This window comes from Kitasatospora sp. NPDC088264, from assembly GCF_040685715.1.
Classification (GTDB): Bacteria; Actinomycetota; Actinomycetes; order Streptomycetales; family Streptomycetaceae; genus Kitasatospora.
Genome location: NZ_JBFBIR010000037.1, coordinates 48,516 through 73,652 on the forward strand (window position 1 = coordinate 48,516; position 25,137 = coordinate 73,652).

Genomic DNA, 25,137 nt, shown 5'->3' on the forward strand with positions numbered 1-25,137 from the left:
CGCGCCTGTCGGCCACAGGACCACTGAGTCGTCCCCGTCGGGCCGCCCGCCGAGGGCGAGGAGCCGACCGTCCGGCGACAGGTCGGCCAGGCTCAGGTACCCCGGCGCCGAACCGATCAGCCGGGCCTCGCCCGCGGGCGGTCCGACGTAGCAGTGCGAGGCGCCGTCGACACCGACGACCACCGCGGCGAGCGCGCCCGTCCGGTCGAAGGCGACGCCGTATGCCCGCCCGCGCGGCACGTCGTGCAGCGCCTCGCCGCCCGCGCCACCGGCGAACGGCTCGCGCCACCACCGGCCCTCCCCGGCGTTGTCGGCGTCGAACCACCAGATGGCGTCGCCGTCCGGCTCGATCTCGCTCAGATGGACGCCCCCCGGCCGGTCGGTGACCACCCGGCGCCGGCCCGTCCTCAGGTCCCAGGCCACCGCCTGCCAGCGCTCGTCGACGAGCCGCGTCTCGACCGCGCGGTCGGCCGCCAGCGCGGCGAAGCCGGGGGACTGGAACGCCTGCGTCACGGACCCGGCCCTTTCGGCTCGATGGTGGGAACAGACTGCGCTGAACGTCCCGAGGCCGGTGCACTGATGTGAAGATCCAGTGAACTGGCGTGAAGAAAAGGCCACTTGTGGAGGATCGCCGCCACTCTAAGGGGGTGCCGTGGCTGCGAACAGACCTTTCGCACAGTTGGCCGAAATGCAGCTGAGGTGAATGCGGGCCGGCGCCGACGCCGCCGACCGCGCGTTGATCACTTGTCTGCCATGGATTCCTACGGTCGGGCCTTCGGCAAGTTCCGCACCGCTCAAAAGGATTCCCATGATCGACCAAGCCGCGTCGTCGCGCGGTGGCACAACCATCGGCCTGTTCGTCGCCCTGGTGGCGGTGACCCGCGTCATCGCCGCACCGGTGCCGCTGCGCGCGCTCACCGGGGTGGGGCGGTAGACCGTGGAACCGCGCTCCAACCTCGACGAGTTCCTCTCCGACCTCGCGCGCTACGCCGCCGCGGACGTGCTGACCGCGCAGCTCACCGCGGACACCCTGCGCAAGTACCTGCGGTCCGGGCTGATCGTGCCCGACGACCTGTGCGCCGGTGGCACCGACGGCTACTCGCAGCGGTTGCTGCACGCCGGACGGACGCACTCCGTGGTGGCCCTGACCTGGCTGCCCGGGCAGTCCACTCCGATCCACGACCATGTCGCCTGGTGCGTGTCAGGTGTGGTGGAGGGCGTCGAGGTGGACGAGGCGTTCCGGCTGTGGCGGCCCTCCAGGACCGGCCGCCGGGTGCTGGTGCCGTCCGGCCGGACCACCTGCTCTCCCGGCCGGGTGCAGTTCCTCGTACCGCCCGACGAGGACATCCACCGGGTGTCGAACGGCGGCACAGGTCGCGCGGTCTCCCTGCACGTCTACGGCGCCGACATCTCGCTGAACGGGGGCAGCTCGATCAATCGGGTCTTCGGGAACGAGGTCGTGGACCTCCCGCCGGACGGCGCCCGCCTGGTGAGCTGGCGGAGCCCGGAGGGCCTGGCCCGGTGACCGCCCCGTAGCGAACCGACGGGCCGTCCGATCCGGACGGCCCGTCGGCCGCGCCCGGGCCCCTGCCCGGTCGACCGGGCCGCGCCTCGCGATTGGTCCAGACCTATTGACGAGCTGCGCCGCCCCTCCTACGATCCGGTCCGGCACAGCCCCACATGTCCCCACCTCACCCACAGCCGGGCGTCGCGCCCCCACGCGTCGGTCATGTCCATGACGTTCGGCGGGAAGGGAACGCAGCATGTTCCGTCGAAGGTCGCGTACTCCACGTCCGTCGGGCGATGTCCGACCCTGTCCGGATCCCGGCCGCCCCGAAGGCGACCCGGCCGGGAGCGAGCCGCTCCGGACCCCTCGCCCGCAGCCGCGGGCGGGCGTGGAACGCACGGCGCAGGTGAACCGGACCAGCCGTGCCCAGCACGGGCCGAGCGTCCTGCGGCGCTCCCTCGCCGGGGTGAGCGCCGTCGCCGTCATCGGTGCCGGCGTCGCCGCGGCCGGCTCCGTCACGGCCGGGGCCGCCACCCCCAACCTGGTGGCCAACCCCGGCTTCGAGAGCGGACTCTCCGGCTGGACCTGCTCCGGCGGCTCCGGCGCGGTCGTCAGCAGTCCGGTCCACTCCGGGGCCGCCGCGCTCAAGGCCACGCCGACCGGCCCGGACAGCGCCCAGTGCAGCCAGACCGTCAGCGTGCAGCCCAACTCCCAGTACACGCTGAGCGCCTACGTCCAGGGCAGCTACGTCTACCTGGGCGCCACCGGCACCGGCGCCGGCAGCGACCCGTCCACCTGGACGCCGAGCAGTGCGGCGTACAGCCAGCTCAGCGTCGGCTTCACCACGGGGCCGAACACCACCTCGGTGACCGTCTACCTGCACGGCTGGTACGGGCAGCCCGCGTACTACGCGGACGACGTGTCGCTCACCGGCCCCGGCGGCAGCAGCCCCACGCCGACGACCCCTCCGCCCACGACTCCACCGCCCACCACCCCGCCGCCGACGACCCCTCCGCCGACCACTCCGCCGCCCACGACTCCTCCGCCCACCACCCCGCCGCCGACCACCCCGGCGCCGGGTGACACGTGCCCCACGAAGCCCAAGCCGTCGGGCAAGGTCCTCCAGGGATACTGGGAGAACTGGGACGGCGCCGCGAACGGCGTCCACCCCGGCATGGGCTGGGTCCCCATCACGGACAGCCGGATCGCCGCACACGGCTACAACGTCATCAACGCCGCCTTCCCGGTGATCCTCTCGGACGGCACCGTCCAGTGGCAGGACGGCATGGACGCCAACGTCAAGGTCTCGACCCCCGCCGAGATGTGCCAGGCCAAGGCGGCCGGGGCGACGATCCTGATGTCGATCGGCGGTGCCGCCGCAGGCATCGACCTGAGCTCCAGCACCGTCGCCGACCGGTTCGTGGCGACCGTCGTCCCGATCCTCAAGAAGTACAACTTCGACGGGATCGACATCGACATCGAGACCGGCCTGTCCGGAAGCGGCAGCATCGGCACGCTGTCCGCCTCCCAGGCCAACCTGATGCGCATCATCGACGGCGTGCTGGCGCAGATGCCCGCGGGCTTCGGCCTGACGATGGCCCCCGAAACCGCGTACGTGACCGGCGGGAGCGTCACCTACGGCTCGATCTGGGGCGCCTACCTGCCGATCGTCAAGAAGTACGCCGACAACGGGCAACTGTGGTGGCTGAACATGCAGTACTACAACGGCAGCATGTACGGCTGCTCCGGCGACTCCTACCAGGCCGGCACCGTGCAGGGCTTCACCGCGCAGACCACCTGCCTGAACAACGGCCTGACCATCCAGGGCACCACCGTCAAGGTGCCCTACGACAAGCAGGTGCCCGGCCTGCCGGCCCAGCCCGGCGCGGGCGGCGGCTACATGGACCCGGGCCTGGTCGGCCAGTCGTGGAACGCGTTCGGCGGTTCGCTGAAGGGGCTCATGACGTGGTCGCTCAACTGGGACGGCTCGAAGGGATGGAGCTTCGGCGACAACGTGAAGTCCCTCCAGGGTCGTTGATCACCCGCTGACGTCCTGCTGGCGTCCTGCTGACGTCCCGCCGGCTTCCCGTGCACCGGTGCACGGGAAGCCGGCGGGACGTCGGGCGTTGCCCGGCCGGGGTGTGCCCGGTAGCGCTGGGCTCAGTAGCGCTGGGCCTTCACCACGACCGGGACCAGGGCCAGGTCGGCCGGCTGGCGGCTGAAGGCGATCGGACTGGCCTTCCCGCCCGGGGCCAGGTTCTCGGCGCCGACGATCGCCGAGTCGACGGCGTGGCCCGACGCATCGGTGAAGTCCACCTGGACCGCGTAGGACGCGGCCTCGCGGGTGCTGTTGACGATGGTCACGACGGCGGCGTGGAGGCCGCCGGTGGTGGATCGCGGCACGCCGGTCAGGGTGATGTCGGAGGTGGCGTTGCCGGGGCCCTCCACGGTCTTGAGCACCTCGGTCGCCTTCGCCCGGTTCTGCGCGGCCTGCGCGTCCGCCGATGCCTCGAACGCCGAGGCGGCGGCCGCCGCCGAGGCCGAGCGCGCGGACGCCGCGGCCGAGGCCGACTCCAGCGCGGAGGCGAAGGCGGAGGGCGGCTCCCCGGAGAAGCTCGACGGGTTGGGCGCCTCCGACAGCGTCGCCCCCGCCGCGTTCGTCGGCGTCGCGGGCCCGGACGAGCTCCCGGATGAGCACGACGCCACGAGGAGGACGGCCGTTCCTGCCGCCGCGGCCAGGGCGCCCACTCTTCGCGGCAGCCGGGGGCCGCCGCCCTGGCTGGTGTACAGCGTACGCATCACGCACAACCCTCCGGTCATCCCGTCATCCGCTCGGCCGTCGGTGGGCACGTGCAAGCCCGCAGCCGCCCGGTTCGTGCTCTCCATGCTTTGTTCTGCACGCCCGGACCACGAGCGGTGCTGGGCCGTCCGGACGGCACGGAGCGATTCCAGCGGTCGGCGGCGGCCGGGCGACCCGCCGGGCCCGCGCCTGCCGGCACCAGCAGCAGCCGCCCGGGGGAGGCCGGCGCGAGGGCCGGGCGCAGCCGCAGCGCGAGCGGACCGCCGAGCACCGTCCGGCGCCGGGGAAGCCGAGGAAGGGGACCGGAAGGCCGTAGGTGTTCGGGCCGAGCCGGTCCGCCCGGATGTAGCCCGGTCGGGTTGAGCGGGGAATCGGCCGGTTCCGGGGAGGGTACGGAGTAGCGGACTTCGAAGCGGCGCCGGAATCGGCGGAGAGGTCAGGAGAACGCGGACGAGGGCGAAACCGCCGGATTCCGAGGAAAGCACCCGTAGTTGACGTTCCGTCCTACCGCCGCCGGCCATCGCGCGCGGTGTGGGCGGCTGTTGTGTGTCGTCCCCCTCGCGGCCTGTGTCGTGTGACTGTTCCCCCTTCCCCGCCGTGGCGCCCCCTCTGTTCCCTCCCCACGAAACCGGAGTACTGCATGCGTGTGCGAACGATGTTCGCCGCCTCCCTGGCCTGCGCCCTCCCGATCACCGGACTGACCGCCGCAGGCGGCGCCGCTGCCGCACAGTCGGTGAACGCGCAGCCGGTGAACGCGCAGCCCGTGCGGGCCGCGGCGGCCGTTCCCGACGACTGCCCGCCGCCGCCCGACGTCACCGATTCGCCGATGGCTGGAAAGTATTACTGCTCCCAGGAGAGATTCGGGCCGGCGGCCATCCCGAACGACGAGCAGGAGTGGCTCGACCCGGACCTCGCGCCCGCAGGGCTCGAGGGCGGCTACAAGGTCAACAACCTCATCGCCAAGGGCTACCTCAGCGAACTCCCGGCAGAGCGGTGCAACGTCACCCCCACCGGTTCCTGACCGGCCCGCATCGCCCGGAAGGGCCGGGGCCGACACTTCCATCAGAAGGAGACAACGCAATGGCGAACCAAGAAGAGCCGTACTCGAACGACCTGGACGAGCTGCTCGCGAAGGTCAGACGGTGGTACCAGGAGGACCACGAGGGCTTCAGGACCATGTACGACGCCACGGTCAAGCACGTGGTGCCGTACCCGGCCGACACCCCGGAGCGGGTGCAGTGCGACTGGAAGGACCAGAACGTCGACTTCCTGTGTACCTTCCTGACGGAGTGGTACAACTCGCAGCCCGGGCTCCACGAAGGGCTGGACTACATCGAGAAGTTCAGCTGGATCAACTACGAGAACGACTACGGCATGGTCTTCGTGACCAGCGGCTCGGGGCGCAAGATCCTCGCGGACTTCACGCACCTGCAAGGCCTGCAGATGGACTCGCCGGAGTCGAAGGTGCTCATCAAGAAGTGGCGCGACCAACTCGGCCGGCACATGGAGGACTTCCAGGAGCCCGAGGGTGGCTGGAAGAACTTCAACGAGTTCTTCGCCCGGGAACTCAAGGACCCGTCGCGGCGGCCGATCGACGCCAGGACCGACAAGAGCGTGGTGGTCGCCCCGGCCGACTGCGTCATCAACATGATCGTCGACGACCTGACCGAGAACACGCCGATCCCGGTCAAGACGGTGACCATGAACGTCAGGCAGCTGCTCGACGACTCCGACTACGCCCAGAGGTTCATCGGCGGCACGGCGGTGTCGTGCATCCTGATGCCCGACGGCTACCACTGGTACCACACCCCGGTGGCGGGCGAAGTGGTCGAGGCCCGCGACCTCGTCCCCGGTGTCTACTACGGGATGCGGGACTTCCCCGAACTGCTCAACAAGGGGAACGTCGGCTACGGCTACGACTACGAGATGTTCGACGACTTCCGCCGGGGATACCTCGTCTACCGCACGGACTACCTGGACGCCAACGGACGCAAGGCCGGCGAGGGGTACGTCGGGCAGGTGATCGTCGGTCTCAACTCGATCGCCTCCGTCAACTTCGAGGAGAAGTTCCGGGGTTCGCTCGACGAGCCGGTCAAGGTGGACAAGGGCGAGCGCGTCGGGAACTTCATGTACGGCGGCTCGCTGAACATCCTGCTGTTCGAGAAGAACCGCTTCCCCGCGCTGCAACTGCTCCAGGGCCAGCGCATCGGCGTCCTGGAGCAGGTGGAACGGACCGAAGGGCTGTTCACCGGCCTCTACCACACGCCGTCCCGGCGCCGCCGCCCCCTGGCTCCCTGAGCCCGCTGCCGAACGGACGGTGAAACCATGCCCTCAGACCTCGTCACCTCGATTCCGGCGAACATCCCCAACACCCTGCGCATCGACTTCCACACCGAGGACACCAAGAAGGTCCGCTCGTACGCCGGACACGTGCACCTCGACAGCACCGAGCACCGGCACCCGCAGAAGAAGAACCACCTGTTCTACTGGTTCTTCGAGAGCCAGACCTGCAACCCCCACGTCGCCGTCCACGACCAGCAGGAGCTGATCAGCCGGACGCCCCTGCTGATCTGGCTCAACGGCGGCCCCGGCGCCTCCTCGCTGCTCGGGCTGTTCCTGGAGAACGGACCGCTGTCCATCGGCGACGACGCCGCCGGAACGGTGTCGGTCTCGCCCCACAGCTGGAACCAGGAAGCGCACGTCGTCTTCTGGGACCAGCCCATCGGCACCGGGTACAGCTACGCCGACGACGCCCTGGAGTACGTCCGGGACGAGGAGGCCCTCGGCCGGATGTTCTGCGACGCCCTCCAGGGGTTCCTCGACGCGCACCCGGAGTACGCGCAGTGCCCGCTGTACGTCTGCGGCGAGAGCTACGCCGGCAAGTACGTGCCGGCGATCGCGCTGGAGATCGACGCGCGGAACACGGAGAACGCGGGCGGGCGCATCAACTTGCAGGGCATCGCCGTCGGCAACGGCTGGATCAAGCCCGAGCTGTCACTGCGCGTCCTGATCGACTACGCCTACGCGGCCGGCTTCCTCGGCATCAGCCAGAAGGAAGCCCTGGAGAAGTCCTACCAGGACTTCAAGAGCACCCTCGACGCGGGAGACCAGGAGGGGGCCACCGAACTCGGCAACGACCTGGTGGCCACGACCCTGGCCTACGGCGGGAACTTCGACGTCTACGACGTGCGGCGCTGGGACGACCTGTCGATGGGGGCGCTGCGTACCTATCTGAACAGCGCGGACGTGAAGGAGGCCCTGCACGTCCCGCCGAACGTCACCTGGCAGTGCGCCGACAACGAGGGTCCGGTGGCGGAAGCGCTGGTGCGGGACAACATGGCGGACTGCACCGGGCAGTACGCCCAGATCATCGAAAGGGGATACCGGACCCTGCTCTACACCGGGAACTTCGACGCCGCCTGCGGGTACCGGAGCACCGAGGAGATCCTGGACGACCTCATGACACGAGAGGGCGAGCAGGCGGAGTGGCGCAACGCTCCCCGACTGGTCTGGACGCAGGCCCAGGGGAACCCGAAGGGATTCGTCCGCCGCCACGGCAACCTGACGCAGGTCAGCGTGCCCGACTCCGGACACCAGGTGCCGGCGTACCAGCCGGAGATCTGCCGGGAGCTGCTCTACAACTGGCTCTTCGAACGCCCCTTCCCCGGTTACGACCCGCAGCAGGCGCGCAAGCAGAGCGGCGACGGCGGCCTGCGCAGAGGCTGACCGCACCGTCGGGGTCGCCCCTGCCCCCGCTCCCCGCTGCTCGAGGGGCGGGGAGCGGGGGGCGGGGGCGGCGGAGCCGGCCGCACGACTCGGGCGGTCGCCCGCCGTCCCCGGCGGGGCGGTGAGGTGCGGTCAGAGGAGCCGGTCGCGGTGGCGGGCGGCGGTTTCGCGGACGAGACGGGCGAAGTTCTCGCGGCTGTGGTGCCGGTGCTGTTCGGCCCGTTCGTCGTCCAGGTCCGCGTCGTCCGGGCCCGCGTCGGCCAAGCCTGCGTCATCGGTGCCGAGGTGCTCTTCGTCGAGGTCGTCGTACTCGGTGTGGAGGACCCAGCAGCCGTGGATGCCGGCGAGGAGGTCTTCGAGGAGGTCGCGGGCGGGGCGCCTGGGGTCGAGGGGGGTGAGGCGCAGGCCGGTGTCCTCCGGGTCGGTCTCCTCGTCGTCGGTGTAGTCCTCGGTGTAGTCGTCGAGGGCCCCGTCGAGGTCTTCGAGTTGTTCGCGCAGGCCGGCGGGGTCGGGGAGGAGGCCGTCGGCGATGTGGAGGGCGTGGCGGACGAGGCCGGTGACGGCGTCGTGGGGGGTGTGGCCGGCGTCGAGGAGTTCGAGGACGAGGGTGGGGGTCTGGTGCGGGAGGTCCTCGATGCTGTCGGCTTCGAGCAGGACGGCGGTGGCGTCGTGGCCGGAGGCGCCGGCGGCGACCTCGGCCGCGGCGGCGAGCCAGTGCGCGGCCGCGACGGCGGCGGCGGTCGGGTCGACGTCGGAGAAGAGGGCGAGGGAGCCGAAGGGGTTCTGCTCCAGCAGGTGGTCGGCGGCGGCGACCTGGACGGGGGAGGCGTCCTCGCGGCTGAGCAGGACGGCCTGCTGGGCGCGGCCGGTGAGGTTGCCGAGTTCGGCGCTCTCGACGGCGGTGAGTTCGGTGACGGTCTCGGCGAGGACGGCCTTCGTCAACTCGGCTTCGTCGAGGGCGTGCAGGGCGCGGCCGGCCTGGTGGGCGGATTCCAGCAGGGGACTGTAGGAGACGGTGAGCAGGCCGCCATGAGGCAGGTTCGGCGCGGCCACGGCTTCGGCGACCTCGCTGAAGGTGTCGCGTTCCTGCTCGCGGCGCCAGCCTTCGGTGTCGGGTTCGAGGGAGCCGGCGGCGCTGGCGGGGTGGGTGTAGGTGCGCCAGGCCGCCTCCGACAGGCGGGTCAGCGCGCCGGCCAGGCGCAGGAGCGTGGCGCCGGCCGCGTCGGCCGGGAGGGCGGTGATCCGGGTGGCGAGGTCGCCTTCGCCGGTTCCCCAGGTGGCGATGAGCTCGTGCCGGTTCGGGTCGACGCTGTAGCGGGTCATGATGCCTACCTTCGGGGACGCGCGGCTGATTGCTCGGCTGACGGCAATTCTGGCGCATCGTCAGGTGGCGGCGGGTGAAGCCCAGCCCGGGCGCGAGCGCAGGAGCCTCGCGCCCGGTCCCGTTCACAGCAGCAGACGGCCACGGGTTTCGGGCATCCAGCGGGCCAGGGCCAGGGCGGACGCCGCGCTGATCGCCGCGTACACACCGAACGCCCCGCCGAGCGACAGCTCCTGCACGAGGGGGAGGAACGTGGTCGCCACGACGAAGTCGGTTCCCCAGTGGGCCGCGGTGGCCAGACTCATCAGGACTCCGCGGGCACCCGCCGGGTAGATCTCGGCGATGTAGACCCAGAAGACGGCAGCAGGGCCCACCGCTCCCGCCATGATGAAGACACACAGCAGCGCTGCGGTCGGCGCCCCCGTGTGCCCGAGCGGCTGTGCCACCGCGATGCCGACGGCCGCGACCGCCATGACCAGCAGCCCTCCGATCATCGTCTTCCGGCGGCCGACCCGGTCGAGCAGGGCGATGGTGACGACGGTGGCGGCCACGTTGCACAGTCCGACCAGGACAGCTCCCCGGATGCCTCCGGCAGCGGTCATGCCGCTTCCGCCCAGGATGGTCGGCACGTAGTAGATCGCGGTGTTCAGACCGGTCAGATGGACCAGGACGGCGATCGCCAGTCCCAGCGCGACCCAGCGGGGACCGGCCAGCGCGCAGGCCTGCCGGAGGCTCGCAGCGGGGGCGGCGGTGGGCCGTGCGACGGTTGCGGTCGCGGGGCCGGCGGTGGGCCGTGCGGCGGTCGCCGTCGCGGGGCGGCCACCGGGGCGGGCGGCTGTGCCGCCCGGGGCGGGCGGGGACAGGCGCCGGGCGGCGCTCGCCGCCCGGGCGGTGTCTCCCCTGGAGTGCAGCCAGTCCGGCGACTCGGGCACCAGGCACATGCCGGCCATCAGCACGCACGCGGGCAGGAGCCCGAGAGCGAGCATCCAGCGCCAGGCCCCCGCGGGTTCCAGGAGATAGGCCACCACGTAGGACAGCAGGAGCCCGATCGTGATCATGAGTTGGTTCAGTGTGACGAGCGCGCCGCGTCGGGCGGGCGGAGAGATCTCGGAGATGTACAGCGGGACCGCGAACGAGACGGCCCCCAGGGCGAGTCCGACGAGGAACCGCCCGGTGAGGAGCGCGGTGGAGCCCGAGGCCGCCGCCGAAGCCGCCGTTCCGAGGGCGTACACGGCCGCGGCGGCGCCGATGACCGGTCGGCGCCCGAACCTGTCCGCCAGCCGCCCGCTGGTGAGGGCGGTGAGCGCCGCGCCGAGGAGGGCGGCCGACACGACCGCCCCCTGCTGCCACGACGACAGGGCGAAGGTGGTGGCGACCAGCCGCAGGACTCCGGCGATCACCCCGATTCCGTAGCCGAACAGCAGCCCTCCGACGGAGGCGACGCCCACGGTCAACAGCCGCGCGGTGCCCGGGGGGACGGGCGCCGTCATGGCGAGACCCCTGCGCCGCCGTCGACATGGTCATAGGACGGGGCCAAGCCCATGGGATGCCCTTCTTCGAAGTGCCGTAGGCAGGGGTGGGGCGAGGCCGGGTCAGGCCGCCGGGAATCCGCCGCCCACGCCGATGACCGCCCCGCCCCCGGGCACCGAGCCGAGATGATCACCCGCTTCGCAATCCGGGAGCAGACTACCGGCGTCACCGGCCGACCGGCCGCAACCTGAGCACGCCCCGACGCACCGTCAGAAACGTCTTATGGTCGGATCAACGCGAGGACCTCGTCCCGGAGGTGCTCCATGGTCTCCTGGTCGTGCGCCTCCACGTTGACCCGAAGGACCGGTTCGGTGTTCGAGGGGCGCAGGTTGAAACGACTTCCGCCCGGCAGGCCGACCGTCAGACCGTCGAGCCGGTCCGTGGTCACCCCGGCCCGGTGCCGGTAGCGCTCCTCCACCTCCCGGATCGTGGCCGGGACGTCGGCGACGACGCAGTTGAGTTCACCGGACAGCGCGAAGCGACTGTGCGCGGCGATCACGGCGGACAGCGGCCGGTCCTGTCCGCCGAGGGCGGCCAACACGTGGAGCGCGGCGAGCATGCCGCTGTCGGCACGCCAGAAGTCCCTGAAGAAGTAGTGCCCGGAGTGCTCTCCGCCGAACACGGCGTTGTGCTGCGCCATGAGCGCCTTGACGTGGGAGTGCCCCACGCGGGACCGGAAGGGGCGTCCGCCGTGGCGGCGGATGCTCCGCACCGTGGCCTCCGCGGTGATCAGGTTGTACACGATGGCCGAGCCGGGGTGCCGTGCCAGCTCCCGGCCTGCGATCAGGCTGATGACGGCGGACGGCGAGACCGGCTGACCGCCTTCGTCGACGAAGAAGCAGCGGTCGGCGTCACCGTCGAAGGCGAGTCCGATGTCGGCCCCCTGCCTGCGGACCTCGGCCTGGAGGTCGACGAGGTTCCTGGGGTCGATGGGGTTGGCCTCGTGGTGGGGGAACGTGCCGTCGAGTTCGAAGTAGAGCGGGACGAGGTCGACGGACAGGCCCGCGAAGACCTCCGGGGCGGTCAGGCCGGCCATGCCGTTGCCCGCGTCGGCGACGACCCTGAGGGGCCGGATCCCGGTGAGGTCGACGAGCTGCCGCAGGTGTGCCGCGTACTCCTTGAGGAGTGGTCTTTCCGTACGGGTGCCGCGGGACGCGGCGGGTGCGGCGCGTTCCCCCGCGACGAGCCAATCGCGGATCCGGCCGAGGCCCGTGTTCTCCCCCAGGGGGGCCGCGCCGCTCAGGCACAGCTTGATGCCGTTGTCCTTCGCGGGGTTGTGGCTGGCGGTGATCATGGCGCCGGGAAGTCCGAGCGATCCACTGGCGTAGTAGAGGTAGTCGGTGGAGCCGAGCCCGGCGTCGATGACGTCGGCACCGGCCCGGCGGGCGCCGTCGCTGAACGCCCGCACCAGCATGGCCGAGGAAGGGCGCATGTCTCTGGCCACCACCACCTGCGGGGCGTTGGTGAAGCGGATGAACAGGCCGCCGATGCGTTCCGCGACCTCGCCGTCGAGTTCGGCGGGGACTTCCCCGCGGATGTCGTAGGCCTTGACCAGTCGCGCGTAGTCGGACACGGTCACCCCTTCACGAGGTCGGGGCCGCGGACGCCGACTGCCGGCGACGCGCCATGGCCACCCGGTAGCCGTCCAGGGTGTCCGCGACCATCCTGCGGCTGCTGAACTCCCGTTCCGCCGTGGTGTACGCGTTGGCCGCGAGCTCGGCGGCCAACGCCTCGTCGGTGAGCACCCGCAGTATCCCTTCGGCCAGCGCGGGCGGGTCGGCCGCCGGCACGAGCAGGCCGTCGACGCCGTCGGTGATGACGTCGCTGATGCCGATGACGCGGGTGCCGACGACGGGCTTGCCGGCGCGCATCGCCTCGACCACGCTGAACGGAAGTCCCTCCGCCAGGGAGGGCTGGACCACCAGATCCGCCGCAGCGTAGACGGCGGGCATCGTCTCGGCCCCGAAGTCCTGGCGGAGAGTGACCAGTTCTGCCACACCGCCGCGTTCGAGCCGGTCCCACACGCTCTTCTCGTACGCGTAGTCCGAGACCCTCCCCGACAGGAGCACCCGCACCTCGGGCAGCTCCGCCGCGACCAGGGGCAGTGCCGCGGCCAGGTCGAGCTGGGCCTTGCGGGCGGACATCCGGCCCGGGAGGACGACCAGCCGCTGGTCGGGGGCGACGCCGAGTTCGGCGCGCAGCGCGGAGCGCAGGTTCCGGGCCACGTCGTCCGGCGGGGCGTCGGGAACGCCGTTGTGGACGAGCCTGATGCGGTCGGCTGGGGCGCCGAAGCGGGCGGCGCGCTCGGCGAAGAAGCGGCTGGGGACGAAGTGCATGTCGACGGGGAGGGTCTGGTACGACAGGCGGCACCGGCCACGGCCGAACCGCTCCAGGTCGGGGTTCTGCTCGTGCAGGGAGCACACCAGTGCGGCGTCCGTTTCGAGCGCCACGATGCTCGCGAGGATCAGCGTCTCATGGCTGTTGGCGTGGACGACGTCGAAGCTCTCGCCCTGGAGCACGGCCCCGAGTTCGTCGAGGACGGAGTACTGCATCTGCCGCCATCTCACCTTGTCCCGCGCGTCCACGCGGTCCGCGAAGTCGCGCAGCCGCACGACCCGCCCCGCGTCCTCCTCGCGGTCCCCGGGCAGGTGGTCCAGCCACGACCCGTCGGTCGCGATGACGACGTCGTGGCCGTCGGCCACCAGCCCTTCGCACAACAGCCGGGCATAGGTCTCGGCCCCGCCGTGCAGGGGTTCGTAACTGGAGGTCAGCATCAGGACTTTCATCGGTCCGCCCTTTCGGTGAGCCAGGGAATGAGCCCACGGCCGGCGTCCTCGCCGGCCTCGCGCAGCGAATCGGGAGTGCCCACGTCCCGCCAGTAGCCGGTGAGCCGGTGCGCCCCCACGCGTTCGCCGGCGGCCATCAGCGCGGGGGCGAGTTCCCTGGCGTAGTCGTAGACGACGTCCTCGGGGATGTGCGCGATGACGCGGGGGTCCAGGCAGTAGACCCCGGCGCTGATCCAGTGCGTCTCGTCGTCGGGGACGTCGGGCTTCTCCCGGGCGCCGCGGATCCGACCACCGGGGTCGATGTCCAGCACGCCGTAGCGGCGGGCCTGCCGGATCCGCGTACAGGCGAACGTCAGGGCGTACCCTCCGCGCGTGTGCGCGTCGACGAGCCGTTGGAGCGGCTCGCCCATGATGACGTCGCAGGAGGTGACGAGCACGGCGTCGAAGGCGGCCAGTTCCTCGTGGAACAGCCGCAGCGCCCCGGCGGGCCCGGTGAGGCGGGGCTCGGTCCGGGCGTGGACGGGCACCTTCACCGTGGTGCCGTCGAGGAAGCGAAGGACCTGCTCGGCCTGGTAGTGCAGATTGAGGTAGACGTCCGTGACGTCGGTCTCGGCACACCGGTCCAGCAGGTGTCCCAGCAGCGGCTTGCCCGCCAGGGGCAGGAGCGGCTTGGGCGTCCGGGCGGTGAGTGCTCCCATCCGGCTGCCGCGCCCGGCTGCCAGGATCATCCCCGCCAGCCTCATCCGGTCTGCCCCGCCTCGGCGGAGTCCGTCTTCTGGAGGGGGCGTGCGGTCAGCCAGGACACGACGGAGTCGACCCCGTCCTCCAGCGTCGTCCCGGCGGTCCAGCCCAGCTGGGCCTGGGCGCGGGAGGGATCCAGGCACCCCCTGCGCACTTCTCCCGCCAGCGGCGGCCCGAAGCGGGGCGGCAGCGAACGGCCGGTCCGCTTCTCGACCGCCTGATGGATGTCCAGGACCGAACTCTCCTGGCCCTTACCGATGTTGATCAGACCGTGCCCCTGGTCCATGGCCCGCACGAACGCATCGGCCACGTCGCTCACATGCACGTAGTCGCGGGTCTGCAGGCCGTCCCCGTTGATGACGCAGGTCTGCCCGGAGAGCATGCGCTGCGCGAAGATGGAGACGACTCCCGCCTCACCGAACGGGGTCTGGCGGGGGCCGAAGACGTTGCCGAGGGCGAGCGCGACGTAGTCCAGGCCGTAGGTCTCGTGGTAGAGGCGCAGGTAGTCGACGGCGACGGACTTGGTCAGCCCGTAGAAGGAACTGGGCACCCGGCCCGCGGACTCCTTGATGGGCACCCCGTCCTCACCGGCGGGCCCGTAGATCGTCCCGCCGCTGGAGGCGAACACGACCTTGCGGCTCCGGCTGCGCCGCGCCGCTTCGAGCATCCGGACCAGGCCGATGACGTTGACCTGGGCGTCCAGCAGGGGATCCCGCATCGACACCTTCACGCTGAACTGTGCGGCCAGCAGCAGCAGCACCTCGGGCGCGAAGGCCTCCACCGCGGCCGCGGTGGACTCGTCGACCACGTCGGCCGTGAGAACGCTCAACTCGGGCCAACGGGCCTCGCTCTCGGCGAGATTGGCCCGATCGCCGGTGGAGAAGTCGTCCACCACCAGGACGCGGTGTCCCTGTGCACACAACCGGTCGACGATGTGCGAGCCGATGAACCCGCCGCCACCCGTGACGACAACCTTGCTCATGCCTTGGTCTCCTCTCGTGGTTCGCCAATGTGGTTCACATCCGGATCCGCCGGATCACGCCGGCGGATCACGCCGGCGGATCCGCGTAGCCGCACCGCAGCCGGACGTCGTCCTGGAGGATGCGCGGGCCGTCGGCTGCCGGGGACACGACCGGGATCGCCGCGGTGGCGGCGGCCGTGTCCCCGGCCCGCACGACACGGTCGGGGAAGTGGCCGGGGCGCGACGCCCGAGTGGCCGTGAGTTCCTCTCCCGATGTCTTCCTGACTTTCGGCCCTCCAGGCCCTTACGCGGCGCCCTTCTTGATGCGGTATCCGATCGCCGTCACGGGGTTGTCGACGAACATGCGGTGAACCGCCGTGTCATCGAATCCGATGGAGAGAATGTTCTGCCGCTGCTGCTCATAACCGCTCGACCCCGCTGCCACGGCCCCGTCGTCACGCAGCCACAGCGGATTGTGGTCACTCCGGGAAAGCGGCTCCTGAGCCATCGTGGCGACCTCGGTGTGGTCGGTCAGCGCGATGAGGCGGTCCACGCCCAGGTATTCGACGGTGCGCCGGCAGATTTCGAGGTCGACGTGGTACCCGTCGAAGTTGATGCACGGGTACAGGAGGGACTCGCGTGCGGAGCGCAGCATTTCGGCTGGAACAGGGCCGAGCAGTTCCCGGAGGTCGGTCTCGTTCCAGTCGGGATCGAGCACCCGCCGCAGTTCGACTTCGCGGTTGACCCGCTCCTGCGGCGTGCGCCAGGAATGCGTGAAGTTCCGCGGGGTGTCGTTGTACAGATGGTCGGTCAGGACCAGGTACGGGGAGGAGTCGTAGCGGCTGTGCAGGAATTCGAGCACTTCCCGCAGTCGGACGGCGCTGCGCTCGGGCGCCTCTCGGTGGAAGTGCCCCACGGCGATCCGGAGCCCCTGCTCGTAGAAGCTGGTGAGCAGGTCGGCGAAGGTGGGACCGGCGTCGATGCGCTCGTCCAGGGCCATGGCGTCGGGCGCCATCACGATGTAGCGCAGGCCGAGCGGGCCGAGGGACGCGATGACGTCCCACTCCTTCGCCGACGGGAACCACCGTCCGGCCCGCGGTATCCCTCCCTGCGGCCCGAGCAGCGGGCCCTCGATCGCGAAACCGGCGATGTTGGGAACTGCGTTCGCCTGTTCGAGCCGGTGGTACTCCTGGAGGACCTCCACCAGGCGGGGGAGATTCTCCCGCCGCAGGTAGACGGTCGGCAGAATTCCGTACTCACGGGATTCCGCAGCCTTCTGGACCTCGGGGAGGTCCTCGGGCGAGATGGTCGAGAAATCGAAGTCATCGATTCCGTGGAAGTGGTAGAGAAGGGCCTTCACTTTTACCCTCGTTCCGTCTCGGACTATTCCTTGGACGGTTGGATTGGGTGCCGTCTCCACAGCTACGGCTATCGACTTCCTGAGGCTTTTCTCATTGTCACGATCGACCTCACGAGTCGTCGCCTGGAGCAGCACGTCCTGCTGCACGCTCCGTGGACTGGCCTGCGGATAACACGGCAGTGCCAAAAGAACGGAGACTGTACGTACAAGCATCCGTCGCCCGAGGGGTGATGAAAACAGAATCCTCGACAGTGTCCTGAAGTCACTGCGGCCTGGCGCACCTTGGTGCCTTGACAGTGGCCTTACAATTCGGGGTAAGTATGTGGTGATTATGTGCTGGCGACGCCGGGCGGCACGGTTTTCGCCCGGGGGCTGTTATGGGTGTTGCCGTTGTTCCTCCCCGCCGGATCATGCTTTTCGCGGCCGGGATGACCGGTGATCTGGGCCTTCACCGGCGGATTCCGGAACCCGCCTGGTCAGCACCCGTAACAGCCCGTCCGGCGTCAGTGCGTGAGGAGCCGGCGGAGGAAGACGTCCGGGACGTGGTTGGTGTCGCCGGGGACGAGGGTGCCGTCCTCGGAGGTGAACAGCACGGCGCTGCCGGAGGCGTCGGTGTACGGGTTGTCCGAGGTGCCGGTGCTCGCGGTGCCGTCCTCGGCCGCGCCGGCGAGTTCGACGGCTCCGGTGGCGAGGTCGCGGCGGAACACGTTCTGCTGCCCGCCGTCGACGCCGGGGACGAGGTTGCCGGCGTCGGAGACGAAGTAGACCCAGCGGTCGTCGTAGGACATGGTGCCGCGGCCGGCGGAGCCGACCGTGGTGGTGCCGGGTAGCGGGGTGGTCACCCTGGTCACGGTGCCGGTGCGCAGGTCGCGGGTGTAGAGCTCCTGGTGGCGGCCGAGGATCGGCCCGCCGGGCGCGTCGAGGGTGTAGACGGCGTACCGTCCGTCGGGGCTGAGGGTGGCGTCCAGGCCGGTGTTGGCGAGCAGGCCGGCGGGGTCGGTGCTCGCGCCGCTGATCACCCCGGTGTGCTGGTCGAACACGTAGAAGGGGTAGGAGGCGTGCCCGAGGATCGCGGGGGAGCCGCCGTGGCTCCCGTGGTCTTCGTGGCCTTCGGGGGTTGTGGGGGCTGCGGGGGTCTGGGCGGGAGCCGGGAGCAGGTTGTACGCGCGGGACTTGAAGCCGATGACGCGGCCGTCGGCGCTGATCGAGGGCAGGTAGGAGTCGCCGTTGCCCGGTTTGCCGTTCACCCCGAGGGTGACCAGGCGGGTGGTGCCCTCCCGGCGGTCGGTGACGTAGATGTTCTCCTTGGTGAACGTGCCGACCGGCGCGAGGTCCGTCCGGGAGGAGGAGAAGGCCACGAAGCGGCCGTCCCAACTGGCCACCGCGTCACGGGAGATGCGGCCGTCCTGGCCGGTGGCCGCCGGGTCGCCGGCGGTGATCAGCTCGGTGACGCCGTCCCGGAGGTCGCGGAGGTAGACCTCCCCGCCGCTGTTGGCCCGGTGGCCGGGGAGCACGTTGGTGGCCTTGGTGTTGAACGTGACGAAGCGGCCGTCGCCGCTGATCGACGCCTGGGTGGTGGGGGCGTCGAGCTGGGCGCCGTCCGCGCCGACGCTGACGCGTTGGGTGCGGCCGGTGTGCAGGTCCCGGACGAAGACGTCCGTCGCCCCGTTGGTGTCGCCGGGCACCAGGTTGGTCGCGTCCGAGGAGAACAGCGCGTAGCGACCGTCGGCGCTCAGCCCCAGGGCGGCGGACGCGCCGTCCGGCTGGGTGCCGTCGAGGCCGACGCTCACCCGGACGATCCCGCCCGTGCGCGGATGCGCTTCGGCGGCTGGTGCGGCGAGGCCGGCCAGTACGGCGGCGAGCAGGGCGCAGCCGCCGCGCAGCAGTCCGCGCCGGGGTCGTGTGGTGGTCATGAGGTGGGGTCCTCCCCTTGGTGGGTGACGACGGCGCGGGCGGTGCCACCCTGGTGGGTGGCACCGCCCGCGCAACTGGTTGGGGAGAGCCAAACGCCCAGCGGCCCGGAGGTCAACGGGCCAGCCTCCGGACTGGCCGATTCTCGCCAACTAACCGAGGGGGAAGGGATATTGGGTGCTGCCGGGCGGTAGCGGAAGGTGCGGGGCCGGCGTGTCCGGCCCCGGCTCCCGGCCGGGGTTAGGGGCGGGTGGTCAGTTGACGGTCCAGACCTGGAGTTGCGATCCGGTGTCGGGCTGTTGGGTGGTCCGGGCGCCGTCGGCGGTGGACGCGGTGGTGAGCAGCAGGCCGCTCTTCTGGGAGGTGATCCGGTAGCCGCCAGCGGCCGGGGTGAGCTGCCAGCGCTGGTTGCCGCCGCCGGTGCAGGCCCACTGGATCACCTTGGCGCCGGCGGAGGTGGAGCCGCCGTCGACGTCCATGCACAGGTGCGACTCGCCGTTGGCGATCTGGTAGCTGCCGTCCGCCTGCCGGGTGAACATCCAGGTCTGGTTCGGGCCGCCGTTGGGGGCCCAGGTGACCAGTTGGGTGCCCTGGGCGGTGGAGTGGCCGGGGTCGTCGAGGGCCTTGCCGGCGGCGGTCAGGGTGTGGGTGCCGTCCAACGGGGGGTTGGGCGCGGTGCCGGTGGCGGTCAGGGTGAGGGTCTGCTCGCCGGGGCCGCGGGTGCCGCCGACGGGGTTGCCGGTGGTGTCGGCCCAGCTGCGGGTGGGGGTGGTCTCGGTGGACCGGCTGTTGGTGGAGGAGAGGCCGAGGACGAGTCCGCTGTAGCGGTTGACCAGCTTGAACGTGCCGGTGGCGGTTCCGTCGGCGGACTTCCCGGGGATGACGAACCACTGCTGGCCGACGGTGGGCCCGCCCGGGCCGGCGGCGGTGGCGGTGGGGCGGGCGCCCCAGGCGCGGCCGGCGGTGGCGGTGGAGTCGACGCCGAGCAGGCGGCCGGTGGCGGCGTTGGCGATCCGGTAGGAGCCGTCGCCGTTGGTGGTGAAGCTCCAGGCCTCCAGGTCGGAGCCGGTGCCGGCGGCCAGCGAGGTGGTGGCCGGGCCGCCGGCGACCTGGGCGAGGAGCCGGCCGTCGGCGTTGCCGATCCGGTAGTTCCTGCCGGGGTCGACGGGGGGAGCGGCGGGCGCGGAGCCGTTGATCGTCACGTCCACGTACTCGCCGGACGCGCCGTTGGAGCAGCCGAAGGCGCAGTACGAGCGGAAGGTCCTGCCGACGACGGTGCTGTTGGTGCGGTTGGCGCTGTCGAGGAACCAGCGGTACCAGGACGCGGTGTGGTAGCCGCCGGTGTCGCCGATCGGCACCCACTTCTGGCTGGCGAGGTCGGCGGTGGCGTAGTACTGCTGGGGCGCCGAGCCGCTCTGGTCGACGGCCTGCGGCTCGGCGATGTACAGCCCGAGGTAGGCGTTGTAGGTGATGTCCATGACGAACAGCGGTGAGGTGGGGGGCATCGTGCCGGCCGCGACCTGCTGGGCCACGGTGCCGGTGTTCGCCGGGTCGTACTCGTCGGCGACCGGGGTGTAGCCGGTGGGGTGCGCGGAGTCGGCCGGCACCAGGTTGCTCTCCTGGCCGCCGGTGCCGGGCTGCGACCACGCGCCGTCGTACCACTTCTGCCACGAGTCGGGTGCCATCTTGGCGGCGATCGGGGCCCGGGCCACGTGTTCGTGGAAGGCCTTCCAGCTGCCGCCCTTGTCGACGATCCGCGAGCCGTAGAAGACGTAGAAGTAGCCCGAGGCCGTGTCGACGAAGAGGCGTTGGTCGCCGTCCCCGTAGTCGAAGGTCTGGTTCGGGAAGGCCGCGGTGTCGCCCCGCTGGGTGCTGTAGGGCGAGGTGATGGCGTGGTCCTTGATGGTCCACGTCCGGCCCTGGTCGCTGGAGACGGCGTAGTCGATGGCGTCGAAGTGGAGGCCGTCGCCGAAGGGTTGCGGGGTGAACTCGTTGTGCACCAGCCCGTACCAGTCGCCGGTGTCCGGGTCGACCCAGATGCCGGAGAGGTCGCAGTAGTTCTTCTGGGCGTAGCCCGACCCGGCGGGCGCGGAGGTCGAGGTCAGGCCGGTGGGGCTGTTGTTGCAGCGCCAGGTGGTGTCGTTGTTGCGGTCCTGGGGGTTGGCGGGGTTGACGGCGTTGCTGAGCGCGCTCGACCGGGTGGCGGAGTCGAAGTCCGTGCCGGTGAAGAAGTCCCAGTACCGCGGGTCGTTCGCGCCGTAGAGCGCGGCGGACTGCTGGAAGTAGAAGGTGCCGTCCTTGTCGGTGTACGGGACGGCGGGGGTGTCGGTGGGGTGGGCGTAGCCGACCGGCTTGCCGACGCTCACGGTGTACGGGGCGGTTGACGGGGCGCCGGCCGGGGCGGCTGACGCGGACGGGGCGAGGCCCGCGCTCAGCGCCAGGAGCGCGGGGGCGAGGACGGCGGCGAGTGCTCTGCGGGGTGGGGCGGACACGAGGTCTCCTTCGGTGCTGCACCGTCGGGGCGGGGGTGGGCGGTGCTTCTCGGGCCCGCCGGTCGTCGTTGGGGGCGCGACCGGCGGGCCCGGCGATGGCATGCAGTATCCGGCCCTCTTGCGCGCAACTGTCAACACCTCTGAGCAACAAATTGCGCAGACGGGTTCCATGGAGTGCTTGAAGATGCTTGAATCTGGCCAGAAAGAAGCAGGTATCAGCAACTATTTCATGGAGGTGGCCGATGGCGACCCATGTCGAGGCCGAGATCGCCAGCCAGCCGGACTGCTGGCGCCGCGCTGCGGAAGTCGCCGCGGCGGAGTGCACGGCGCTGCCGGAAGCCGGTGAACGGGTCGCGGTGATCGGCTGCGGGACCTCGCTGTTCATGGGCCAGGCGTACGCCGCCATGCGGGAGTCGAGCGGACAGGGCGTCACGGACGCCTTCGCCGCCTCCGAGTTCCCGGGCGTCCGCTCGTACGACCGCGTGATCGCGCTGACCCGCTCCGGCACCACGACCGAGGTCCTGGCCCTGCTGGAGCGGGTGCGCGGAAAGGTCCGCACCGCGGCCGTCACCGCCGACCCGCGGACGCCGGTGATGACCGCGGCCGACGACATCGCCGTGCTGGACTTCGCCGACGAGCGGTCCGTGGTGCAGACCAGGTTCGCCACCACGGCGCTCACCCTGCTGCGGGCCCACCTGGGCCTGCACACCGAGGCGGTGGAGGCCGACGGCCGGGCGGCCCTGGCGGAGCCGCTGCCCGAAGGCCTGGTGGACTGCACCCAGTTCACCTTCCTCGGCACCGGCTGGACGGTCGGGCTGGCGAACGAGGCCGGCCTCAAGCTGCGCGAGGCCGCGCTCGCCTGGAGCGAGGCGTACCCGGCGATGGAGTACCGGCACGGCCCGATCAGCATCGCCGCGCCGTCCACCGCCACCTGGATGCTGGGCGCCGCACCGGCGGGCCTGGCCGAGCAGGTCCGGGGCACCGGCGCCCGCTGGATCGAGGGCCGGCTCGACCCGCTCGCGGAACTGGTGCGCGTCCACCGGCTGGCCGCCGCGCTGGCCGCCGCGAAGGGCCTGGACCCGGACCAGCCGCGCAACCTGACCCGGTCCGTGGTGCTCGCCGACTCATGACCGATCAGCCTCGGCTCACGACCGGCCGGCGTCAGCCCGTGCCCGACCGGCGTCTGGTCGTCGCCGTGGACGTCGGCGGCACCGGCATCAAGGCAGCCCTGCTGGACCGGGAGGCGGCCGTCCGGCACCAGGTGCGGCGCGCCACCGGGCGCGAACGGGGCCCGGAGGCCGTCGTGGCCACCGTCGTCGACCTGGTCGCGGACGTGCGGCGGGAGGCCGGGCGGCAGGGCGCGGAGGTCGACGCCGTCGGCCTGGCCGTTCCCGGCATCGTCGACGAGGCCACGGGGACGGGCGTGTACTCCGCCACGATCGGCTGGCGGGACGTCCCGTTCCGGGAGCTCGTCGCCGAGCGCACCGGCCTGCCCGTGGCCGTCACCCACGACGTGCGCGCCGGCGGCGTGGCCGAGGCCCGGCTCGGAGCCGGGCGCGGCGAGGAGCGCTTCCTGTTCGTCCCGGTCGGCACGAGCATCGCCGCCGCTGTCATGACCGGCGGCCGCGCCCTGCCCGGCGCGCACCACCGGGCCGGGGAGATCGGCCACCTCGTGGTGCGCCCGGGCGGGGAACCGTGCGCCTGCGGGGCCCGGGGCTGCGCCGAGACCTACGCCTCGGCGGCCGCCGTGGCGCGGCGCTACACCGAGGCCACCGGCCGGCCGGCCCCCGCACCGGAGGTGGCGCGGCTGGCCGCCGAGGGGGACCGGGCGGCCGGCGCCGTCTGGCAGGAGGCGGTCGACGCCCTGGCCGACGCCCTGCTGACGGCCGTCCTGGTGCTGGACCCGCCGCTGGTCGTCCTGGGCGGGGGCCTCGCCGAGTCCGGCGACCTGCTGCTCGCCCCGCTGGCCGCCGCGCTGGCCGCCCGCGCCCGGATCCAGGTCGCGCCGCGCCTGGTGCCCGCCGCGCTCGGGGACCGGGCCGGCTGCCTGGGCGCCGGACTGCGCGCCCTGGACGCGGCGGCCGGCCGCGCGGCCCCGGAAGGGAGCCCGGCGCCGTGATCGTCACCGTGACCCCGAACCCCGCCCTGGACATCACCTACGGCGTGCCGGCGCTGCGCCCGCACACCAGCCACCGGGTGGCCTCCGTCCACGAACAGGCCGGCGGCAAGGGCGTGAACGTGGCCCGGGTCCTGCACGGCCTCGGCCGGCCCACCACCGCCGTCCTGCCGCTCGGCGGGCCCACCGGCGCGGTGCTGCGGGCCGACCTCGACCGGGCCGGCATCGCCTGCCTGGGCGTTCCGCTCGCCGCCGGCACGTCGACCCGGCGCACTGTCGCCGTGGTCGACGCCGTCGACGCCACCGTGCTGAACGAGCCCGGACCGGAACTCTCCGCCGAGGACTGGACGGCCCTGCGCACCGCCGTCCGCAGCCTGCTCCCCACCGCCCGGGCCCTGGTGCTGTCCGGGAGCCTGCCGCCGGGCCTGCCGGGCGACGCCTACGCGGACCTGGTCCGCCTCGCCCACGCGCAGGGCGTGCCGGTCGTCCTGGACGCCGACGGCACCGCGCTCACCGGGGCACTGGCGGCCGGGCCCACGGCCGTCAAGCCGAACGCGGTCGAACTGCGCCGCGCCACCGGCATCGCCGACCCGCTCCGCGCGGCACACGCCCTCGTCGACGCCGGCGCCCGGGCGGTGGTCGCCTCGCTCGGCCCCGACGGACTCCTCGCCGTCACCCCGGACGGCAGCTGGTGGGCCCGCCTGCCCCCGGAGGCCGACGTGCGGGGGAACCCGACCGGCGCGGGGGACGCGGCGGTCGCGGCGCTGGCCGCGGCCCTCGCCGACCGTGCGCCGTGGCCGGCGGCGCTGGCCCACGCGGTGGCCCTGTCGGCCGCCGCCGTCCAGGCCCCGTACGCCGGCCGGTTCGACCCGCAGGCCTACCGCGGCCACCTCCCGCTGGTCCGGGTCACCCCGGCCGCACCCTCCGCGGGCTCAGCCCCTTCCGACTGAACAGCCCCACCCGACAGGAGAGTTCATGCCCCTGGCAGCCACCGGCGGCCTCGTCGCCCGGGCCGCGGCCCGGCACGGCGCCGTCGCCGCCTTCAACGTCATCACCCTGGAGCACGTCGAGGCCGTCGTCTCCGCCGCCGAGACCGCCGGCACCGCGGTGATCCTCCAGGTGAGCGAGAACGCGGTGCGGTTCCACGGCGGGCGGCTGGCCCCGCTCGCCGCGGCCGCCGTGCGCTGCGCCGAGCCGAGCACCGTCCCGGTGGCGCTGCACCTGGACCACGTGAAGACCGGCGTCCTGCTCCGCCAGGCCGCCGAATGCGGGTTCAGCTCGGTGATGTACGACGCCGCGCACCTGCCCTACGCGGAGAACGTCGCCGCCACCCGCGAGGCCGCCGTCTGGGCGCACGGCGCCGGGCTCTGGCTGGAGGCCGAACTCGGCGAGGTCGGCGGCAAGGACGGCCGGGGGCCGCTGGACGCCCACGCACCGGGAGCCCGCACCGACCCCAAAGAGGCGCGGCGCTTCGTCGAGGAGACCGGCGTGGACGCCCTCGCCGTCGCCGTCGGCAGCTCCCACGCGATGACCTCCCGCGACGCCCGGCTCGACCACGACCTGCTCGCCGCCCTGCACGCGGCCCTCGACGTCCCGCTCGTCCTGCACGGCTCCTCCGGGGTCCCCGACGACGAACTGCGCCGCGCCGTCCACGGCGGCATAGCCAAGGTCAACATCGGCACGGCCCTGAGCATCGCCATGACGACCGCCGTCCGGTCCCACCTGGCGGCGGACGAGCGGGGCGTCGACCCCCGCGCGTACCTGGCCGCGGGCCGCGGGGCGATCACCGAGGCCGTCGGCCGGCTCCTACCCGTCGTCGCGGGAACCGCCGGATGACCGCGCCCCGGCCGACACCGTCCCCCGAACCACCCCCTCAAGGACCACTC

20 protein-coding genes and 1 pseudogene are annotated in these 25,137 nt (G+C 72.1%); 10 read left to right on the forward strand and 11 right to left on the reverse strand.

Features of this window, described 5'->3' with window-relative positions:
• Positions 1-513, reverse strand: a pseudogene (locus AB0O82_RS25425) (S9 family peptidase); the annotation flags it as partial.
• A 295-nt stretch (positions 514-808) separates the two neighbouring features.
• On the opposite strand from AB0O82_RS25425, the gene AB0O82_RS25430 reads away from it, so the two are divergent.
• The 3 genes from AB0O82_RS25430 to AB0O82_RS25440 all read left to right on the forward strand — a co-directional run bounded on the left by AB0O82_RS25430 (position 809) and on the right by AB0O82_RS25440 (position 3,545).
• Positions 809-934 carry a hypothetical protein gene (locus tag AB0O82_RS25430; RefSeq protein ID WP_363586262.1) on the forward strand — a complete coding sequence of 42 codons (126 nt, stop codon included), beginning with the start codon at positions 809-811 and terminating at the stop codon, positions 932-934.
• A 3-nt stretch (positions 935-937) separates the two neighbouring features.
• Entirely contained in the window at positions 938-1,525 is a 588-nt protein-coding gene (locus tag AB0O82_RS25435) for a cysteine dioxygenase family protein (protein ID WP_363586263.1), read from the forward strand.
• A gap of 388 nt (positions 1,526-1,913) precedes the next feature.
• The gene (locus tag AB0O82_RS25440) at positions 1,914-3,545 is read left to right on the forward strand and encodes a glycosyl hydrolase family 18 protein (RefSeq protein WP_363586264.1); all 1,632 of its coding nucleotides are present in this window, start codon (positions 1,914-1,916) and stop codon (positions 3,543-3,545) included.
• Between the two features lie 122 nt (positions 3,546-3,667).
• On the opposite strand, the gene AB0O82_RS25445 is transcribed toward AB0O82_RS25440, so the two are convergent.
• Positions 3,668-4,306 carry a hypothetical protein gene (locus AB0O82_RS25445; protein WP_363586265.1) on the reverse strand — a complete coding sequence of 213 codons (639 nt, stop codon included), beginning with the start codon at positions 4,304-4,306 and terminating at the stop codon, positions 3,668-3,670.
• Positions 4,307-4,947: 641 nt separating this feature from the next.
• Here AB0O82_RS25445 and AB0O82_RS25450 point away from each other — a divergent pair.
• From AB0O82_RS25450 to AB0O82_RS25460, 3 genes are read left to right on the forward strand one after another with little or no spacing between them, the layout of a single operon-like run.
• Complete coding sequence (locus AB0O82_RS25450; RefSeq protein WP_363586266.1) at positions 4,948-5,328, forward strand: hypothetical protein; 381 nt, start codon at positions 4,948-4,950, stop codon at positions 5,326-5,328.
• Positions 5,329-5,387: 59 nt separating this feature from the next.
• Complete coding sequence (locus AB0O82_RS25455; RefSeq protein WP_363586267.1) at positions 5,388-6,605, forward strand: phosphatidylserine decarboxylase; 1,218 nt, start codon at positions 5,388-5,390, stop codon at positions 6,603-6,605.
• 27 nt (positions 6,606-6,632) lie between these two features.
• Positions 6,633-8,033, forward strand: coding sequence for a hypothetical protein (locus AB0O82_RS25460; RefSeq protein WP_363586268.1), 1,401 nt, complete (start codon positions 6,633-6,635; stop codon positions 8,031-8,033).
• A gap of 132 nt (positions 8,034-8,165) precedes the next feature.
• Here AB0O82_RS25460 and AB0O82_RS25465 read toward each other — a convergent pair whose 3' ends face one another.
• From AB0O82_RS25465 to AB0O82_RS25505, 9 genes are all read right to left on the reverse strand, one after another.
• Positions 8,166-9,356 (reverse strand): hypothetical protein, encoded by a 1,191-nt coding sequence (locus AB0O82_RS25465; RefSeq protein WP_363586269.1) that lies wholly within the window; start codon positions 9,354-9,356, stop codon positions 8,166-8,168.
• A 123-nt stretch (positions 9,357-9,479) separates the two neighbouring features.
• Complete coding sequence (locus AB0O82_RS25470; RefSeq protein WP_363586270.1) at positions 9,480-10,844, reverse strand: sugar porter family MFS transporter; 1,365 nt, start codon at positions 10,842-10,844, stop codon at positions 9,480-9,482.
• 260 nt (positions 10,845-11,104) lie between these two features.
• A complete protein-coding gene (locus AB0O82_RS25475) occupies positions 11,105-12,457 on the reverse strand; it encodes a phosphomannomutase/phosphoglucomutase (protein WP_363586271.1) in 1,353 nt (450 codons plus the stop codon).
• Between the two features lie 10 nt (positions 12,458-12,467).
• Positions 12,468-13,658: a glycosyltransferase family 4 protein gene (locus tag AB0O82_RS25480; RefSeq protein ID WP_363586272.1), complete on the reverse strand. Its 1,191-nt coding sequence runs from the start codon at positions 13,656-13,658 to the stop codon at positions 12,468-12,470.
• An 8-nt stretch (positions 13,659-13,666) separates the two neighbouring features.
• Entirely contained in the window at positions 13,667-14,398 is a 732-nt protein-coding gene (locus AB0O82_RS25485) for an NDP-sugar synthase (RefSeq protein WP_363586273.1), read from the reverse strand.
• An 11-nt stretch (positions 14,399-14,409) separates the two neighbouring features.
• The gene (locus tag AB0O82_RS25490) at positions 14,410-15,393 is read right to left on the reverse strand and encodes an NAD-dependent epimerase/dehydratase family protein (protein WP_363586274.1); all 984 of its coding nucleotides are present in this window, start codon (positions 15,391-15,393) and stop codon (positions 14,410-14,412) included.
• Between the two features lie 283 nt (positions 15,394-15,676).
• Positions 15,677-16,732 carry a hypothetical protein gene (locus tag AB0O82_RS25495; RefSeq protein ID WP_363586275.1) on the reverse strand — a complete coding sequence of 352 codons (1,056 nt, stop codon included), beginning with the start codon at positions 16,730-16,732 and terminating at the stop codon, positions 15,677-15,679.
• 503 nt (positions 16,733-17,235) lie between these two features.
• Entirely contained in the window at positions 17,236-18,645 is a 1,410-nt protein-coding gene (locus AB0O82_RS25500) for a hypothetical protein (RefSeq protein ID WP_363586276.1), read from the reverse strand.
• A 252-nt stretch (positions 18,646-18,897) separates the two neighbouring features.
• Positions 18,898-21,135, reverse strand: coding sequence for an RICIN domain-containing protein (locus AB0O82_RS25505; protein ID WP_363586277.1), 2,238 nt, complete (start codon positions 21,133-21,135; stop codon positions 18,898-18,900).
• Positions 21,136-21,377: 242 nt separating this feature from the next.
• On the opposite strand from AB0O82_RS25505, the gene AB0O82_RS25510 reads away from it, so the two are divergent.
• The 4 genes from AB0O82_RS25510 to AB0O82_RS25525 are packed head-to-tail and all read left to right on the forward strand — an operon-like array spanning position 21,378 to position 25,087.
• Positions 21,378-22,265 (forward strand): SIS domain-containing protein, encoded by an 888-nt coding sequence (locus AB0O82_RS25510; protein ID WP_363586278.1) that lies wholly within the window; start codon positions 21,378-21,380, stop codon positions 22,263-22,265.
• Positions 22,262-23,254, forward strand: a complete 993-nt coding sequence (locus tag AB0O82_RS25515; protein ID WP_363586279.1) for an ROK family protein — start codon at positions 22,262-22,264, stop codon at positions 23,252-23,254. Before AB0O82_RS25510 ends, AB0O82_RS25515 begins: the two co-directional genes overlap by 4 nt.
• Positions 23,251-24,201 (forward strand): hexose kinase, encoded by a 951-nt coding sequence (locus AB0O82_RS25520; protein ID WP_363586280.1) that lies wholly within the window; start codon positions 23,251-23,253, stop codon positions 24,199-24,201. The genes AB0O82_RS25515 and AB0O82_RS25520 overlap by 4 nt, the downstream gene beginning before the upstream one ends.
• Before the next feature lie 25 nt (positions 24,202-24,226).
• Positions 24,227-25,087, forward strand: a complete 861-nt coding sequence (locus AB0O82_RS25525) for a class II fructose-bisphosphate aldolase (RefSeq protein WP_363378434.1) — start codon at positions 24,227-24,229, stop codon at positions 25,085-25,087.
• The last annotated feature ends 50 nt before the right edge of the window (positions 25,088-25,137 follow it).